This is a genomic window from Microvirga arsenatis (assembly GCF_009910705.1).
In the GTDB taxonomy this organism is placed as follows: domain Bacteria; phylum Pseudomonadota; class Alphaproteobacteria; order Rhizobiales; family Beijerinckiaceae; genus Microvirga; species Microvirga arsenatis.
In genome coordinates this window covers 183,834-199,294 of sequence record NZ_JAAAXJ010000003.1, presented here as the reverse complement: position 1 = coordinate 199,294, position 15,461 = coordinate 183,834, and the positions used below count along the sequence as shown (strand labels likewise).

At 62.1% G+C, this 15,461-nt stretch carries 20 protein-coding genes; 2 read left to right on the top strand and 18 right to left on the bottom strand.

All coding sequences use genetic code 11. The features are described 5' to 3' along the window. Positions 1-51: 51 nt before the first annotated feature. Genes GR303_RS07185 through GR303_RS07125 form a run of 13 tightly spaced genes read right to left on the bottom strand, consistent with a single transcriptional unit; the run spans position 52 to position 11,531 of the window. Entirely contained in the window at positions 52-405 is a 354-nt protein-coding gene (locus GR303_RS07185; protein WP_161726027.1) for a hypothetical protein, read from the bottom strand. After that, complete coding sequence (locus tag GR303_RS07180; RefSeq protein WP_161726026.1) at positions 402-2,225, bottom strand: hypothetical protein; 1,824 nt, start codon at positions 2,223-2,225, stop codon at positions 402-404. The genes GR303_RS07185 and GR303_RS07180 overlap by 4 nt, the downstream gene beginning before the upstream one ends. Before the next feature lie 59 nt (positions 2,226-2,284). Next, the gene (locus GR303_RS07175) at positions 2,285-2,632 is read right to left on the bottom strand and encodes a hypothetical protein (RefSeq protein ID WP_161726025.1); all 348 of its coding nucleotides are present in this window, start codon (positions 2,630-2,632) and stop codon (positions 2,285-2,287) included. A gap of 2 nt (positions 2,633-2,634) precedes the next feature. Then, positions 2,635-3,051: a hypothetical protein gene (locus tag GR303_RS07170; RefSeq protein ID WP_161726024.1), complete on the bottom strand. Its 417-nt coding sequence runs from the start codon at positions 3,049-3,051 to the stop codon at positions 2,635-2,637. Next, positions 3,052-3,567 carry a hypothetical protein gene (locus GR303_RS07165; RefSeq protein WP_161726023.1) on the bottom strand — a complete coding sequence of 172 codons (516 nt, stop codon included), beginning with the start codon at positions 3,565-3,567 and terminating at the stop codon, positions 3,052-3,054. It abuts the gene before it with no gap. A gap of 3 nt (positions 3,568-3,570) precedes the next feature. After that, on the bottom strand, positions 3,571-3,951 hold the full coding sequence (locus GR303_RS07160; RefSeq protein WP_161726022.1) for a hypothetical protein: 381 nt from the start codon (positions 3,949-3,951) through the stop codon (positions 3,571-3,573). Position 3,952: 1 nt separating this feature from the next. Beyond that, entirely contained in the window at positions 3,953-4,384 is a 432-nt protein-coding gene (locus GR303_RS07155; protein ID WP_161726021.1) for a hypothetical protein, read from the bottom strand. Then, the gene (locus GR303_RS07150; protein ID WP_161726020.1) at positions 4,384-7,734 is read right to left on the bottom strand and encodes a host specificity factor TipJ family phage tail protein; all 3,351 of its coding nucleotides are present in this window, start codon (positions 7,732-7,734) and stop codon (positions 4,384-4,386) included. Before GR303_RS07150 ends, GR303_RS07155 begins: the two co-directional genes overlap by 1 nt. Before the next feature lie 2 nt (positions 7,735-7,736). Next, positions 7,737-8,252, bottom strand: a complete 516-nt coding sequence (locus GR303_RS24640) for an HNH endonuclease (RefSeq protein ID WP_161726019.1) — start codon at positions 8,250-8,252, stop codon at positions 7,737-7,739. Next, positions 8,249-8,665 (bottom strand): NlpC/P60 family protein, encoded by a 417-nt coding sequence (locus GR303_RS07140; RefSeq protein WP_161726018.1) that lies wholly within the window; start codon positions 8,663-8,665, stop codon positions 8,249-8,251. Before GR303_RS07140 ends, GR303_RS24640 begins: the two co-directional genes overlap by 4 nt. After that, entirely contained in the window at positions 8,665-9,201 is a 537-nt protein-coding gene (locus tag GR303_RS07135; RefSeq protein ID WP_161726017.1) for a DUF1833 family protein, read from the bottom strand. Before GR303_RS07135 ends, GR303_RS07140 begins: the two co-directional genes overlap by 1 nt. Then, complete coding sequence (locus GR303_RS07130) at positions 9,202-9,567, bottom strand: hypothetical protein (RefSeq protein ID WP_161747576.1); 366 nt, start codon at positions 9,565-9,567, stop codon at positions 9,202-9,204. Between the two features lie 2 nt (positions 9,568-9,569). Then, positions 9,570-11,531 carry a hypothetical protein gene (locus GR303_RS07125; RefSeq protein ID WP_161726015.1) on the bottom strand — a complete coding sequence of 654 codons (1,962 nt, stop codon included), beginning with the start codon at positions 11,529-11,531 and terminating at the stop codon, positions 9,570-9,572. 10 nt (positions 11,532-11,541) lie between these two features. Between GR303_RS07125 and GR303_RS07120 the strand changes: the two genes are divergently transcribed. Next, a complete protein-coding gene (locus tag GR303_RS07120; RefSeq protein WP_161726014.1) occupies positions 11,542-11,919 on the top strand; it encodes a hypothetical protein in 378 nt (125 codons plus the stop codon). A gap of 475 nt (positions 11,920-12,394) precedes the next feature. On the opposite strand, the gene GR303_RS07115 is transcribed toward GR303_RS07120, so the two are convergent. The 3 genes from GR303_RS07115 to GR303_RS25400 are packed head-to-tail and all read right to left on the bottom strand — an operon-like array spanning position 12,395 to position 13,694. Further along, positions 12,395-12,568 carry a hypothetical protein gene (locus GR303_RS07115; RefSeq protein WP_161726013.1) on the bottom strand — a complete coding sequence of 58 codons (174 nt, stop codon included), beginning with the start codon at positions 12,566-12,568 and terminating at the stop codon, positions 12,395-12,397. Beyond that, the gene (locus GR303_RS07110; RefSeq protein WP_161726012.1) at positions 12,565-13,449 is read right to left on the bottom strand and encodes a P63C domain-containing protein; all 885 of its coding nucleotides are present in this window, start codon (positions 13,447-13,449) and stop codon (positions 12,565-12,567) included. The genes GR303_RS07115 and GR303_RS07110 overlap by 4 nt, the downstream gene beginning before the upstream one ends. Positions 13,450-13,472: 23 nt before the next feature. Continuing rightward, positions 13,473-13,694 carry an Arc family DNA-binding protein gene (locus tag GR303_RS25400; protein ID WP_161726011.1) on the bottom strand — a complete coding sequence of 74 codons (222 nt, stop codon included), beginning with the start codon at positions 13,692-13,694 and terminating at the stop codon, positions 13,473-13,475. 86 nt (positions 13,695-13,780) lie between these two features. Here GR303_RS25400 and GR303_RS07100 point away from each other — a divergent pair, with 86 nt between their 5' ends. After that, complete coding sequence (locus GR303_RS07100; RefSeq protein WP_161726010.1) at positions 13,781-14,104, top strand: Arc family DNA-binding protein; 324 nt, start codon at positions 13,781-13,783, stop codon at positions 14,102-14,104. A 488-nt stretch (positions 14,105-14,592) separates the two neighbouring features. Here GR303_RS07100 and GR303_RS07095 read toward each other — a convergent pair whose 3' ends face one another. Together GR303_RS07095 and GR303_RS07090 are read right to left on the bottom strand one after the other, a co-directional pair. After that, positions 14,593-15,024 (bottom strand): gene transfer agent family protein, encoded by a 432-nt coding sequence (locus tag GR303_RS07095; protein WP_161726009.1) that lies wholly within the window; start codon positions 15,022-15,024, stop codon positions 14,593-14,595. Next, complete coding sequence (locus GR303_RS07090) at positions 15,021-15,461, bottom strand: phage tail tube protein (protein WP_161726008.1); 441 nt, start codon at positions 15,459-15,461, stop codon at positions 15,021-15,023. Before GR303_RS07090 ends, GR303_RS07095 begins: the two co-directional genes overlap by 4 nt.

The window sequence follows — 15,461 nt, the reverse complement described above, 5'->3', positions numbered from 1 at the left end:
CGCCCGAATGTCTCGGTGGTCATGGTGGCCTCTTGGTCTTGATGTGAGGTTTTAGGCCGGCAGCGCCGCCGCCTGCTCCATCAGCTCGTCGAGCTGCTTCTCCGTAATGCCGAGCCCTTGAGCGAGCATAGGCACGAACACGCCGTCCCGGTCGAACACGTCGCCGCGCTCGAGCGCTTCTTCGGCTGAGGCCTTCTGCAACGGGTCGGAGAGCGCCGCAATTGCAGCCTGCACCGCCTGGAACAGCGTGCCCTCGCCCCACGGCGTCACCTTCATGATCGTGCGCGCGCGCCACATGGCGAGGGAGCGGATCTTCGGTATCGCGAGATCGGCCTCCGGGAGGTTCAGCTCCGCACGATCCACATCGATGATCTTACCGTCCCGCCAGACTTTTACCTTGGTCATGCCAGATACTCCACGATCAGCTCCGAGCTGCTCTTGAGGTTGCCGGATGTGGCGAACAGCCGAACGTTAGTGAGAGCAGCCGTTGCAGGGTAGTAGCCCGAAAACTTGTAGTTCCAGATGTCACTGTTCCCATCGGTCAGCCCGCCGCTGCCCGACACACCGATCAGGCGGTTCGCACTCCAGTTCGCAATCAAGGCTTCGATCACCGGCGGGACGTTGCCGCCTAGCGCCGTGGTGGTCAGCTGAATGCGATCGGCACTGAGGCTGGTGTGCGCCGGGGTAGCGCTGCCCGAGCCATAGAGCACGCCGAACTTGTAGTCCGTCGCTCCAGCCTTGTAGGTCGCGCCATTGTCGAAGCTGAAGCGCATTCCGAGGGCCGCGCTCGTGCCCACCGTCCACTGAAGAGCGCCAGTAATGCGGATCATTCTGGCGGCGGCCGGAATCGAAATATCGATGGCGGCCACGTCCGCGCCGAGCGTGATCCGCTGGAGCGGTCGCCAGATCAGACCTGTGTTGTCGCGGGCCTGCTGCTTCTGCGCTTCGGTAAGGGCTTGCGCCGCGTCATAGCGCACGACCGGCATGATGCCGGCCGCTTGAGCGCCTGTCAGATCCTCCGGGTCACCTGTTCCGGACGAGACGCGCCCCTTGATCGTGCCCGTCGCCATATCGGCCAGCAGCGTGTTGTCGACGCTGTTCGCGCCCACTGCCGGACCTGCGGGGCCACGGATGTCGACGGCCTGAGCGATATCGCTCACAAGCCCGGCCGAGCCGACGTAGCTGCCGGTCGCAGGCTTCGTGCCAGCACCCCCTACCCAATCCGTGACCTGAAGCACGCGCCGGGCACTGTCGCTGACGATGGAGAAGACAGGGGACCAACCTTTATCGCCCGTAGTGCCCTTGTCGCCGTTGCGGGTCCAGGTGAGGACAACCGGGTCGTTGTCGACGAAGGGGCTCGCGGCGCTGCTCGACACATGAACGATGCTGAACCGCTTGAAGCCGGTCACGGCAGTTTCCGCCCAAATGTAGTACAGGATCCATTTGGTCGGATCAGATGCGTGGGTCAGGCGAATGTAGCTCTTATAATCGCTCGTCGACTGATTGAAGTGCGAGAGCGCCGCCGACCAATCCGCGCCGTTTTTGTCGACGAGATCAATGAAGATTTGGGTCGCCAAGCTGGCCGTCGCATGGTTGAGTCTGACCTTGCCTGCGCCGGGATCAGTACTGGCCGTAGCCGCCGAGAACGTGAGTTCCATGGCGAACGCGCCACCGTGAGCGCCTTGGAGCCCCTGTAAGCCTTGGATGCCTTGTACGCCCTGCGGCCCGCGGATGTCGATGGCCTGCGCGATATCCGTCACCAGCCCTGTCGCGCCAATATAGCGCCCGACCGGAGGCTTGGCGTAGGTGGTCCCGGTCGCGGTCCAGTCGATCACCTGCAGCACGCGCCGGGCGCCGTCCGCGACGACCGCGATGATAGGGCTCCAGCCGGGCGGCCCGACCTCGGGCAGAGGCCGGATGCGGGTGAGGTATTCCGAAACCCTGAGCGCATAGACGCGGGGGTCCGTGTGCTTGGTCCAGCGGACCATGAAGTACGGCACATCCGTCAACGTCGGGCCGGACCAGGGCGCCGCAAGCTTGATCTGGTCGACGGCGAGCACTTCCTTGATCACCGCCATGCCCGAGACGCCGTTGTTCGGGAACACGAAGTCGAAGGGCAGAACAGCCGGGTCCCAGGCAACCAGCTCGCCTGTGGCGATATCGGAGCCGTTGGTGAGGGTGATGGTGCCGTCGTTGTAGAAGAAGTAGGACGGATCGAGAGCCATGGATATCCTCCCGGCCAAGAGGGCTTGGCCGTTGGTTCAGGCATGGAGGGTGGACGGGTTCAGCGGGCGAGCGCGATGCCGTTCTCGGAGAGCAGCTTGCGGATCTTCTCCGCCGTGAGGGCCTTGCGCACCTTCAGCTTCAGGGCAACGCGCTGGTCTTCCATCGCCTCGTCGGCATCGGCCAAGGCGACGATCTGGCGGGCGATGTCGTCGGCCTTGATGTGCCGGCGCTGGGCCTCCCGGTTGATCATGGCGGAGGGCCTGCCGGCGAGGTGCTGTTCGGCTCTCGCGACCTTGCGGGTGTAGAGCGCCATGCGGTGGCGCACCGGCTCGAAATGCCGGTCGATGGCGGCTTCAGCCAGTTCCCGGAGCTGGTCGACAGTGGGGCCGATTTCGAGACGCGCCATGCTCAGCCCTCCCGCCGCTTGGCCTCGATCAGGATCGAGACCGGCTGGTATGGGAACGGGTCGAAGGTCACGGCATACTGCCCTGCGATGCGCAGCACGAGTTCCAGGTTCTCGCCATCCGCTTCGACCGACTGCCCGCCTTCCGGGCCGTGCACGTTGACCGTCACACCGGCCGGGATGCCCGAGATCACCGCAACCGTGTCCTCTCCTTCCCGGGTCTCGGTGACGGTGTAATCGAGCTTGGGCCGGATGGTCGGCACGCCGTCCGGGAAGTACCAGAACGATTCGTTCCACGGCGGGATGTCCCAGGCCTTCCCCTCCTGCTCCGCCCTCACCTTCTCCAGCACGCCCGGAGGCGCCGGATAGACCTGATCGAGATGGCCGAGGTAGCGGCCCTGTTCATCGGTATAGAGGATCATTCAGAACTCCAAAGCTGCCCAGCGAACCCGGATGCCGTTGGCGGAGTAGTTGCGGATCGTGAGCGAGGACGAGGTCCAGGCGATGCTCCAGCCGCAGCTTTGAACGCCGCCCTCGCTGGTATCGCCTTCGAACAGAAACGGCGTCACCCATTCGCCGACCATCGCGGAAACGCCGTTGTACTGCGAGTACGGGTTCCCGCTGTTCACGTCGGGATGCTGTGCGCGAATGAACCATGTCCCGTCCTGGTATTCGAACCCGGTTGTCTGGTAAGTCGATTCCGCCACTCCGATGCAAAGAGACGGATCGACCCCATGGGAGATCGTAGCCACGGTCGGAACGCTGGGCTGCGCCGCCGCCCCCACAGTACGCACGCCTGTCGCCGCCACCCGCGCCGGGATATTGTCGGCATCGAAGATGATCTGATCGAGCGATGCGGCGGCTGCATCGACACCCGGCTCCGAGACCCTGAAGCGGTATCCCGCCCCATGCTTGCCCAGAATGATGCGTCTTGCCACGGGCTAGGTCTCCGTCTTCATGATCGCGAACCAGCGGGCGGTGGTGCCCTCAGCAGGATAGGTGAGGAAATGTTCGTCGCGGATCGCTCGGAGATAGAAGCCCGATGGGTCCGCGTCGGTACTCACCGGCAACCTACGCGGGTAGTGTGTGAGCGAGCCTGCGAAAACCAGTGGCGTCGAAGGATAGGTGTCGGGGAAGGCCACGCGAACGGCGTTCCCCCCGGACGGTACGGTGACAGTGCCCGAAGCGAGCACCATCCCGGCCCGTTCCGTCATGGTGAACAGCAGCTGCGAGTCCGTCGCACTCAGCGCATCGTTGGCAGGCTTCGACACCCACAGGCCGAACACGGCGCCGCGCCGGCCCAGAACCATCCGCCTTGCCATGTCAGTCCTGCGAGAGGGTGTAGAAGAGATACTTGTCGCCTGCCGAGAAGGCGTGGTTGCCCCAGCTGACCGCCTGAATGGCCTTGACCCGGGCGGTCTGGACCACGAGGCAATACGGCGTCCCATGGAAAACGGCGTTGGCTTCCGTGGGATGGGGCAGATACTCGTAATGATTGAAGATCACCCGGCCGTTGATCTTGACGGCGGCGAGCGTCGGGGGCGGATCGGCGAAGGTCTTGCCGAAGCTGACCCATGTGTTGAGGCTCGATATCTGCCCTGCCGCGCCCACCTTGGCCCGGGCGGCGCGCTGAGCCGAGAAGCTGATCTGCCGGCTGTCGTTCACGTCCGCCGCCAGCGCATCGACGCCCCGGCGCGAGATGCGCAGGTCGAACGTCCCATCGGGCATCCGGCCCATGACCACGCGGCGGGCCATCAGGTGTTGTCCCAGATCTCGAAGCGCTGGTTCGGGCCGTCGATCAGGAAGCCGCCCGTCGTGTAGCTTGCGCTTGACGAGACGGTGCCGATGTTGGCGGTGATAGCCGACAGGCTGAGCACGTTGATCTGATTGGCGTTGATCGAGCCGTCTGCGAGGAAATCGCCACGCAGGACCATGCGCCCGACCCCATTGCGCGTGCCAATGGAGAAGACAGCCTCGGCACCGAAGCCGCTATCAGGGGCACCGACCAGGAGCTTGTCAACCGCGATCTTCAATTCGCTCTGGAAGCCGCCCGGGCCGCTGGCCCCGACCAACTGCAGGCCGGTGAAGTAGCCATTGGCCCCGATTGTGACCTTCCATGCGCCGATGAGTTGCCCCGTCACGTCGGCAACGGCCGTGAAGCGCTCCCCGACCGTAATGGCGTTGTTGTCGTATTCGGCCACGACATCGGTGCCGAAGATGGCGAGCGCCTTCTCGGCCGTGACCTCGACCTCGGCCACCTGAAGAATGGCAGCCCTTGCCCGCTCGTCCGCCTCTTCGGCTACGACCCGGGCCTCGCCGCCCAAGTCCGCGATGCTGTCGAGAAGGCCTAGGCTTTCCAGATCCCGGCTAAGCGCTGGCACGAGATCGTCGGGCTGGACCTTCATGATGAAGAAGTCGTTGGACAGCACCAGCGGCGGCGGATTGACGATGACGATGCTGTAGGCCCCGACCACGTTGCTCGAGGTGACGCCCGCCACCCGCACCCGGATCGTCTGCGCCCCGGCGACGGTTGCCTCGAACGTGGTCTTGTCGCCGCTGTAGGCCCGGACCCAGGTCTGCCCGTTGTCGTAGGAGACATCGGCAACATAGGTCAGAGCTCCCTTGGCCGGCTGCCAGCCCGCCTGCAGGACGAGGTTCATGTGCCGCTGGTAGACCTGGGCCGCGAGCGTCGTCACCACCGGCAGGGAGGACGAGAACACGTCCGGGATGGTCGGCAGCGGCGTGACGCCGGTCTCGACCACGGCATAGACCGCAGGATCGTCCACCACGCCGGTCAGGGTGATGTGCTCCCCGTCCGTGTCGGGAGTGCCCTCGGTGATGAGCACGCGGAATGTGCGAGGCTGCCCAGGGGAAAAGGCGGCAGTCGGACGGTCGGCCAGATCCGAGCGGGCGACGGCATCGGCGAGCGTCATGCCCTGCCGGGTCGCCTCCGTCGCCATGTCGGCGGCGTTCACGGTGGCAATGCGGTCTGAGGTGCCACGCGTGACGCGCACCGGCCCCCAGGGCTGACCGTCCCGGCGTCTGACCTCGATGTAATGGTTGGTCGCGGTCTCGTCCCAATCGAGGTCGTGATCGAAGGTGATCTGCCGGGTGGCATTGTTGTAGCTGACGATCTCTGCCGACTGTCCCCAGGTCTCCGGCTCCTCGCAGGACAGCAGAACCAGATCGCCGCGCTTGAGCAGGCGGCCTTCCGCCCGGGCCGTCCAGGAGACCATGATGCGGCGGTGCTGGTTCTCGCCGGCCATGAAGCGCACCAGACCCGCCGCCTGGCTGCGCTTGGTCACGCCGGGAAGCTGAACTCGTGCGGGCTTGGCAAGCGTCACCCCATCCGGGGCGGACGAGACTTCGGCCGGCTTGAAGGTGGTCTGGTCGATGTACTCGCCCACGATGCCATCGGCAAAATCGTCGTTCGCCAGCTCGTAGCTGATCTCCAGGCTGTCCCGCACGATGTCGTAATCGGTGAACATCATGCGCGGGATGCCGCGGGGCTCGTCGCGGACGATGGTCAGGCGGTCGCCCACCGGTGCCGGCATCGCCCGCCCCGCCTTCATGATCGTCTCGAGCGCGTCGTCGAGGGTCTGCGGCTCCTTGAAGACGTGATCGAAGGTGTGGCCGAGCGAAGTCCAGAGCTGGTCGTAGGCATAGAACGACTGGAAATCGACCTGATCGAGGGAGAGCCCGGCGCCGTAGTCGGCATTGCGCCAGATATCGAGGGCCGCCCATGCAATCGAGCGGGAGGCCTGCTCGACGAAGCCCGTTCCGTTCCAGACCGGGATCTTGCGGGTGGCAATCACCCCCACCTGCCCATTCATGATGCCCTGGAGCGCCTCGTTCGCCTTGGCGCGGATGGCGATGCAGGTCACGCGCGGGAAGGTGTTGGGGCCATCGATGTGCGCCCGCAGAGCGGACCAGACGAGCTGATCGGCGCCCCCGAGGCGGGAGTCCTGCTCCAGTTCGCTGATGGGCAGGTTCGTGCGCCGCACCCGAACCTCGTAGCGGCCGTTCGCCACCTCGATCCGCTCGGTCATGCGGATCTGCGACTGCTTGTTGAAGCTGTAATCCTTGGTCCAGACCGTGTTCCAGGGGCCGGTCGGAGCTCCGGCAGCATTGACCGGGCGGGCCTGCACCTCGACACCCACCGTCCACACGCGGGTTTCGCCCTTCCAGGAGAAGAAGCAGCCGGACGGGAAGATGAAGTCGAACAGAAGCTCCTTGGCCTCGGTGCCGGCCGCATTGGCGGTGAACCCGGGCGAGAAGCTCGTGGAAAGATCGATGCCCGAGACCTCGGAGGCCGTGACCACGTTGACCGGGAAGAGGTTGACCTTCTCCCCCGGGTTGACGATCTCGATCTTGATGCCCGGGAAGGAGGCGTTGTAGCCGTTGGCCTTCGTCCAGATCCGGGTATCGGCGATGCGCAGCTCCTCGATGTCGTACTTGCCGCAGCCGAGGCAGAGGAGCGCGTACTCCGTCATGTTGTCGCCGTCGAACTCGGAGTATTTCGGCGCGGCGAAGTCCGGGAAGGACAGGGTGCGGCCATAGCCGACCGGGATGGGCTGCAGCGGGCGAGCCTGGTTGCCGCCGAAGCCGAAGGAGTAGATCTCGTCCTTCTCGGCCGTCTGCCCGCCTGCCTTGGGCTTGAGGAAGTGGCTGATCGCCATCGCCCCGCCTGCGATGAGCAGGGAGGAGGCGACCGATGCCATCATGGTGCCGGCGCCGAAGATCGCGCCCGCCGCATAGGGGGCCAGCGCCGTCAGCGCCACCATGGCGACGATCGCACCGATGCTCTTGGCCGAGGAGCCGCCGCCGCTCGACCCGCCAAGCGGACGGGACAGGAACTCGACGTTATCATTGGCGGCGAGCCGGTGCGTGGCCCATTCGGTGCGGCTGTAATAGACACCGTTGACCTTGCAGACGGTCGGCAGGTCGAACCGCCAGCCGGTCTCAGCGAGAACCTGCTCGATGGTGGGCTTGCGCTTGCGGGTCTTGTGCTCGGCAATGGGGAGCACGAGGCCGCTCTCGACCTGGCGAACGTCGTCGCGCTCCGGGTCGAAGACCAGGAGCGAGTGCTTAACCGCTAGTTTCATTGTTATGCGACTCTGGCGTAAGGCCCGTAGAATTTATCTGACGCCGTGCAGTAGGCTTCGTAGGCAGCTTCGCGAGTATCAAAGAAGCCGAGGCAGATCGCCTTCTTGTTGACGCTGATAGAGGCCATCCAACGCTTGCGCACCTTGTGCCACTGGACGCCCTTTAACCCAGTAGTGTTATTCTTCTGAATAGGGCGATTGGCACCCTGCTGTGAGCGTGTAGCCTGACGAAGATTACACCAGCGATTATCCGATGGATCGCCATTGGCATGATCAATCTCGCCGTCTGGCCACGATCCGGTCATATAGAGCCATGCGAGGCGATGCTCATAGTAATAGCGCTTCTGGATACCGATGCGCCGATATCCATTCGGCTTCATAGTGCCAGCCCTGTCGCCGGGCTTGGCGGATCGGCGCAAGACCCGGTTGGTGAATATTCCAGTTTCAGGGTCGTAGTGAAACTCCGACCGCAAGAGATCGGCCGTGATGGCAGATACATTCTCGCCCCGATGGTTCACGAGACCCTCTTGTAAAACTTCATGTAGTTCCAGCCAGAGGCTTTGAGTGCGGGCATATCATCAAATACAACACCAGCCTCTTTGCTAATATGAAGCACTCCACCTACTGTTGATGGTACTACATATGTCCCAAGATGAAAATCTCTCTTGGCTACATTCCCCATTAATACTAAGCACAAGTCTTCTGGCTCTTCTATCTGAACCCAATTATTGCGCTCCGGATGATCAAGGAGGGCTTCTGCTTGCTGCCGTGTTGTTGCTGGCCGCGCGTCCACATCTGGCAATTGAACGCCCGCTAGCTCTCGTTGGATATATTGGGCCAGCCCATAACAATCGAAAGAACCATCTTCGCCGTTCGCCCCGATCCTGTAGGGCTTGCCGATCAGGCTCTCATAGAAGGCGAGACGATCCATCACGACGCCTGCAGCAATGACGGGAACCGAACCATGTCGTAGACCTCGCGCATAACGCGCATGTTCTGGGGGCGGGCAATGGCAAGCTGCCCCTCAAGAATGCTGCCCTTGCGCTTCACAGAGCGCAGGATCAGCTTGTAGGGCCCCTGCCCGACTGTGTTGGGGTCGGAAGCCAGATAGCCCCGGAAGATCGCCTGGATGGGCGTGTTCATCTTCACCGCCTCGTGGAGATAGCGGGAGGTCTCCCGGTTCACGTTGTCGAGCCGGATGGTGGCCTCTGCTCCGAGGCTGCCAATGCGGGGGTAGTCGATGTCGAAAGGGATGGCCTTGAAGAGTACGACCGTCCCGCCGCCCACCGGCGCCCCGGCCTCAAGCCGGAAGTTCATGTCCACCGTGTTCCTCACCGCCCTGATCGGAGCCGGCTGCCCGTTCTCGACAAAGACCGGATGGATCAGCTCGATGGTGACGAGCATGACCTCATCCTTGGGCGCGGAAGCGGCTGCCTCGGCCCAGGCTTGCGTTGCGGAGATCGGCACTTAGAGATCCCACACGTCGAGGGAGAAGGAGACGTCAATCTCGGAGCCCACACGCATGGGGGTGTAATGTCCCTTGTTGCGGAGCTTCACCCTCCGTACAGGACAGCCCGTCAGGTCCCACACCGGCATTTGGAAGTCCGCGGTTCCATGGCTGAGCGTGTCGCGCACGAAGGCTTTGAAGGTCTGGAACTGAGCCGTCGTCATCCGGATGGTCATGTCCACGACCCCGATCACAACGGTTGCCGTGCGTCGGGAACGGGTGTTGCCCGCCGTCATCTCGCTTTCCAAAGCGCCTCGGAAGGGCTCCGGGATATTGTGGGTGTGGGGCATGTGCGGCACTGAGGCTGGCCAGACAGGCAGGGGCATGCTCAGCCTCCCATCCGGTTGCGCCGCATGGCCTTGAGAGCGTCCCCGGTCTTGGCCCCCCTCATGAGAGCGGCAGCGACCATCTCGTCGATCTGCACCTCAAGGCGCGGCCCCTGCGGGCCTTGCGTCTGACGTGTGGAAACCTGGGTGTTGGCGTTGTTGTTGACCACGACCTGAAGGCCTCCGCCGCCCGCCCCTTTCCCCAGAGCAGAGTTTGGCTTGATCATGCCGTTGCGGCCCATTCGCAGGAGCTCAGGGCCATTCTCACCGACAAGATAGGTGCCGCCCGATTGAACCGAGCCGCCCGAAGCACGCTGGCCTGTGATCGCTCCGACGATGCTCGACAGGAAATTGCCCCCGCCCGCCCCGTTCATGTTCTTGAACAGGCTCGTGATGGCTTGATCCAGCGCCATGTCAATGAGCCGGGCCGCGACACGCTTGAGGGCGTTGTCGAGCGCCTCCGCGGCGTCCACGCCGGCCATGATGTCGGCAGCAATGCCCTGCAGGCTCTCCGTGGCGATGCCCTGAAAGTCCTGCATCATCTGTTGCTGCTTGGCGTGGGCTTCTTCCGCCGTCTCAAGCGCAGCCGACAGGGTGCCATAGGTGGCGGCAAGTTGGGAGATCGTCGCACGTTGAGCGTCGGTCAGGGTGATCCCGTCCCGCTGAGCATCGTTCAAGAGATCCTGCTCGAACCGCAACCGCTCGGCTTCGGCGGTCGTCAGCCCTAGGGTCTGCTGTTCCAGGCGAAGGTTCTCGATACGCTGGTTCGCGACGAGCACCATCTGCTGATAGCTCTCAGCCAGGCGCTCGGCCTCCTTCTGCGCCTTGCTCATGCCGTCGCCGGAAGCCGGCAGGATAGTCGGCTTTGCCGGCTGCGGCGGCTGAGTGCCGACCAGGGATGGGAGCGCGGGCTGCGTCTGGACCTGTGGCGCGGGGAGGTTCTTGAGAGCGCGTTGCTTTCTCAATTCCAAGAGGTCGCGGAGTTCAGCTTCTTTATCTGCAGTGATGCTCGTACGCCGCCCGTTCTGCCGAGCAAGAAGTCCCTGGATCGTTTTGATCTGCTGATCCAAGCCGAACTCTTCCGGGCTTGGCACATTCGCCCCTCCCAGGTTCTCTCGATACCCCTTTACCTTATCGAGAAGGGCAGCGAACTCACCCAAGGACGCGGCGGCGGAAACGATCGCTCCCTTGACATTCATCCCTACTGTTCGGGCGATCTTTGCAAACTGATCATCAATACGCCGCGCCTTTTCGATCAGCTCATTTTCGAGGACCGCGCCGGAGTCCTTCGCCTCCTGCATCATCTCCCGGAGCCCGGCTGAACCTTGTTTGAGCATCCCGAGTAGCTCAGGGCCTGCTGCCCGCCCGAAGGCACGGACGGCCAGTTCTAGCTGCTCCTGAGGGGTTCGCGCGTTCTTGACTAGATCGGCAAACTGCTCAAGCAGGGAAAGCACCGGCAGCAGCCTTCCGTTAGCATCTGTGAAGGCGACATTGTTGGCCTGGAGGATCTTGTAAAGCTCCCCTCCTCCGGCGCTCGCGTCAGCCAACCCGGCTGCAAAGCGGACTAGCCCTGAATTCACCGCCTCCACACTGCCGGCGTTCTGTTCACTCGCGAACTGGAGAGCTTGGAGCGCCTCTGCGGTGACTCCAACCTTTTCGGCGACGTCTCCAATTTTAGCCAGCTCAGCCGCTGCGGCCCGGGCGGTATCCACAAGGGCTGAGAACCCTAAACCTGCCACAAGGCCACCGGCCCCTAGGACCGAGAGCCCAGTAACCAGACCAGCCGCGGCCGTCCGCCCAGCGTTCGTCATAATGGCCGTGAACTTTTGACCCGACGTAACGGTATCCTTCTCGATTGCCCGCATGTTCCTGGCTGTTACAGTGCGGGCACGATTCATCTCGCGCTCGTAGCTCCGCATTTGGGCTTCGAGGCGAACGACCAACGTCTCAAGTTCTTGGGCCATGAGGTATCCTGTGAACAGATCCGCCTTACTATGTATTTCCAGCCTGCTTTTCGCGCTTCCGGCGTCCAGTCAGAGCGAAATTCAGCGGTATAAGTCTGAAGCTGAGCAAATAGAGGCAAAAGAAAAACGCGACAGAGATTTAATTGAACATGTAGCTTACGCAGCATTCCTCATCGAATTATGTGCAGATGACTTCGATTTCTCACAGAAGGGCAGATTTATAGTCGAGAACGACGTTTCGCGTTCCAAGTGGATCAATCGTTACATTGAGCTTGACTCACAACCAAACAAACCGAACAAGCCACGCGCCTGCTATGAATTGCTGACGAAGTACGGGCCGGAGGGAAGTGTGGCCCGTGGCTGGGTTGAGAAAAAGGGCACCCCATAGAGCGCCCTTTGTGCTTCAAGATGCTGCGAGAACCGCTTTCACCTCCGCCTTCAGTACCGGGTCATCATGCAGCCGCCGCTTCAGCCGATGCCAGAGCTGCATTTCCTCCTCGGTCTGAGGATCGTCTACGGGCTCCGTCACCCAAATTCCGCCTGTCTCAGGGTGAAGAACAAGAGCTATGCGAGCGCGCAAAGCGTCTTGGATCAGCTGCTCTGCACGAAAGCGGAGCATTTCTGGCTGCTTAGACAGAGGGGCTCCAGCAACGTTCCCGGCGAGAATTGTGGCTGCCGCCCCTACTAAAAGGGCGCGACGTGTCGTATGTTGTCCATGAGCCATGGCAACTTATCCTATCTAAGTTGTTGGGGTTAGGCCCTCGCCCGGTGTGCCAGCACTGACGAGGGCCGCTTCTTTTCTAGGCTTGGTTTTCGAGCGCCCTGCGGACTATCTCGCCATCGATGGTCTTTTCCATCGACTGCTACCAAGCTTCTTCTTCCTGAGAGTCCAAATCGCAGAGGGCCAAAATCAGAACATTATCAGGCGTCCCTGGGAAGGCTCTCCTGGCTGCCTTGTAGGGGTCGAGCCCATTAGCTTTTGCCTCGGCCATATACGTGATGATCTGGGCGCGGATTTGCTTCCGGATGTCGCTCATGCCGCCTCCGCTTGTGGGAAGTTCATGAGAACCTGCTGGCCGGGACGATAGAAGGCAACCGAGCAGCGAGCTTCGAAGTCTTTGTAATCGACCGATGAGCGAGCAATCATCATCACAGCGTCACGCTGCTTTTCGAGGAGCTTTAGACCGCCCTCCTCCGTGAGCCACTGATGCAGCTTCTCGGATTTGGCCCGAGACTTCACCTCCGCAATGATCTCAGGCGGGAACACGACGCCATAGACCCAATCCATCGTCACCTTGCCGATGACTGGCGGCAGAGCCCGATGCTTGTTCCCGTACTTGAAGCCCCACAGCTTGCAGAGAGCCGAATAGTACTCCGGGTGGAACCGGCGTTCCCAATCGGCAGCCGTCTCGCGGATCAGTTTAGAGAACAGATCCTGAAGGGCGTCGGGGGCCCTGTGGTACTGGTAGCCGGTAGCCTCGTGGATCAGAGCGACCTCACCAACTTCTCCCAAGGCCTCGATCAGAGCCTGACATGGCGCGATCATGTGCTTTTGGTTGGCCTTCAATCGCCCACGCAACGCCGAGTCGATGATGCCTCCGGCGAGCTTCGTGAGAAAGCCTGCTTCAACCCATACGGCAGAGCCGCCGTGGGGCATCACGACCTCTTCAAAGCGCGAACCCGATTTCTCTAGGAATTCCAAAGCTTTAGGAGCGAATTTCGCGCAAAAATCCTCAAAAGCGCGAACCGGAAGTTTGCGGTTCATCCCCACAGCCGTCTGTAGGCTCCGCTGGATGTAGCCGCTCCGGCCATCATCGAGAACAGCGCACTCCATCCCGAGCTTGCTTGCTCCAAAGTAGGCCACCCTCGGTCGGCTCTTGTTTTCTGCCTGAGCCGGAGGCATTTTCCTGTCAGTCATTCGATGGTCCTTTCATCGAGTGGTTAGGCCCGGCTGGTAACCGGCGCCGATTGCGACGATGACGGGGCTCGGTCGCCAAACTTCACCCCGTCATCGTTCTTCTCCCCCTGCCGGGGCAGGGAGCGATCTAGCTGAAACACCAGTTCAGCGTTCATTGTCCGAAAATTCGTCTGGGCCGATGCCCGAAGCCGCTCTCTCAGATCTTGAGGGATGCGAACCCTCATGTGCGGGTCGCCACGCGCCATATACATCTCCTTGTCCAATCAATGGCCATTACTTTGTACAACCGTGTGGCATCGACGTCAAACGATTTTTTGGCCATAGGTGTGGCATGTCGAGAGAAGATCCTCATTTCCGCCTGCGCTTCCCAGAAGAGCTTCGCGCCAAGGTCGAGAAGGCCGCCGAAGCCAACAGGCGTTCTATGACGGCCGAGATATTAGCGCGCCTGGAGCGTAGCTTCGACAAAGAGCAAAGGTTCGATATCCTATCGAGAATGTCGAAGGAGGCCCTTCTCCAAGTCGCCATTGACCAAATCGACCGCAACCAAGAGACCTTAGCGGAAATCCGAGAGGCGCTTGAACTCTTCCAGGCTGCCCCGGCGTCTACCAAGAAACGGGACATCAAGCCCTCCCCCTCCTCTGAAGGCGAAGAATGAGCCTTATCCATAACGAAAGAGCAAAGCTCTCAGCCACTTACCTGAATGGTGTTGCCATTGCCGTGGTTGCTGTTGGCGGGTTAGCCCCTATGATCTCCGCCCTCAATGGCTCGCCAGCGACCTCGTTGCTGGGAACCTCTATCAGCGGCGTGATTTGCATAATCATCAGCGTCGTCTTACATCTCCTGGCAAGGGCCATTCTTGGGAGCCTCAAATGACCACTGCGCAGTTTCTGTCTCTGATGGTTACGCCTGTTGGTGCCCTGATTGTCGGCGGGATTGTCTATTGGGTTGCGACACGCCCCGAAAAGCCCCACCCCCGCCCTCGCTAGCCCAATCCCTCCGACACTGAAGGCTAGCCGTTGATCCAATCAGCGTGACGGCTGAGCATGTCGTCGAACTCCTCGGCCGTCAGAGGATCGACAGGCTCTTCCTCGGCCGCATGTGCGCGGTTGTGCCCGTCGATCGCAGCGGCGAGTTCCCAGAGGCTCAGTTCGTCGACGGCTCGGGCTGTCCACCCGAGGACGGCTCCGGATCCGTAGAGCTCGGAGAAGCGGAGCCGTCCGTCGCTCGGTCGGTCTCCTCCGGCTTCTGTTTTCCCACGGGATCTTCCGGATTGCCGAAGATGGCGGCCGAGAGGATCGCCTTGGCGGGGTTGACGCTCTCCGCGAGAGGGCGCCCCTCGACATAGGTCCGAACGAGACCAAGAGCCTTCAGCGGATCGACCTTGCCGCCGATCAGACCGAGGCGGATGGTTTCGCGCAGGTCATCCACCCGCCATGTACCATCGATCAGGCGGGCAAGCAGAGCATAAGGACCGACGCCGGTCTTGTCCTGCAGCTCCCGTAGTTGGCCGATGGCAAGCCTGAAAGTGTACTCGCCATCCGCCCAATCGAACGACACCGAAGCATCAGAACTCATGTGGCAGCCACCCACGTGATTTCGCCGTCGTTCTGAAGCTCGATCTCAACCCCGACTTTCTCGCCGTTCTCGCCGGTCACGTTGAAGGTCGTGCAGAGGAACTTGCCTTCCCAATGGCCCCAGCCGGTGCCGCCGTCGATCCGGATGCGGCAGTTGCGGGACTCGGTCGAGAAGAAGAACGTGCGCCAGGTCGCGAGGGCTTCCTGAGCCAGGACACCCGAGCCCGATACCGTGCCGCTCAACGCGGTCGTCACGCGCTCCACCCACTGCGGGGCGTCCGGATCGGCGCAGTCAGGAACCTGAGTGTCGTTCGTCTCTTTTGAGAAGTTGATGCCGCGGGACGTGAGGCCGCAGGGGGCGGCGAACACTTCGGGGGTGGCACCATCCCCGATCAGAATGAGCAGCTTCGCTGCCGATACGGTGGTAGGCTTTGCCAT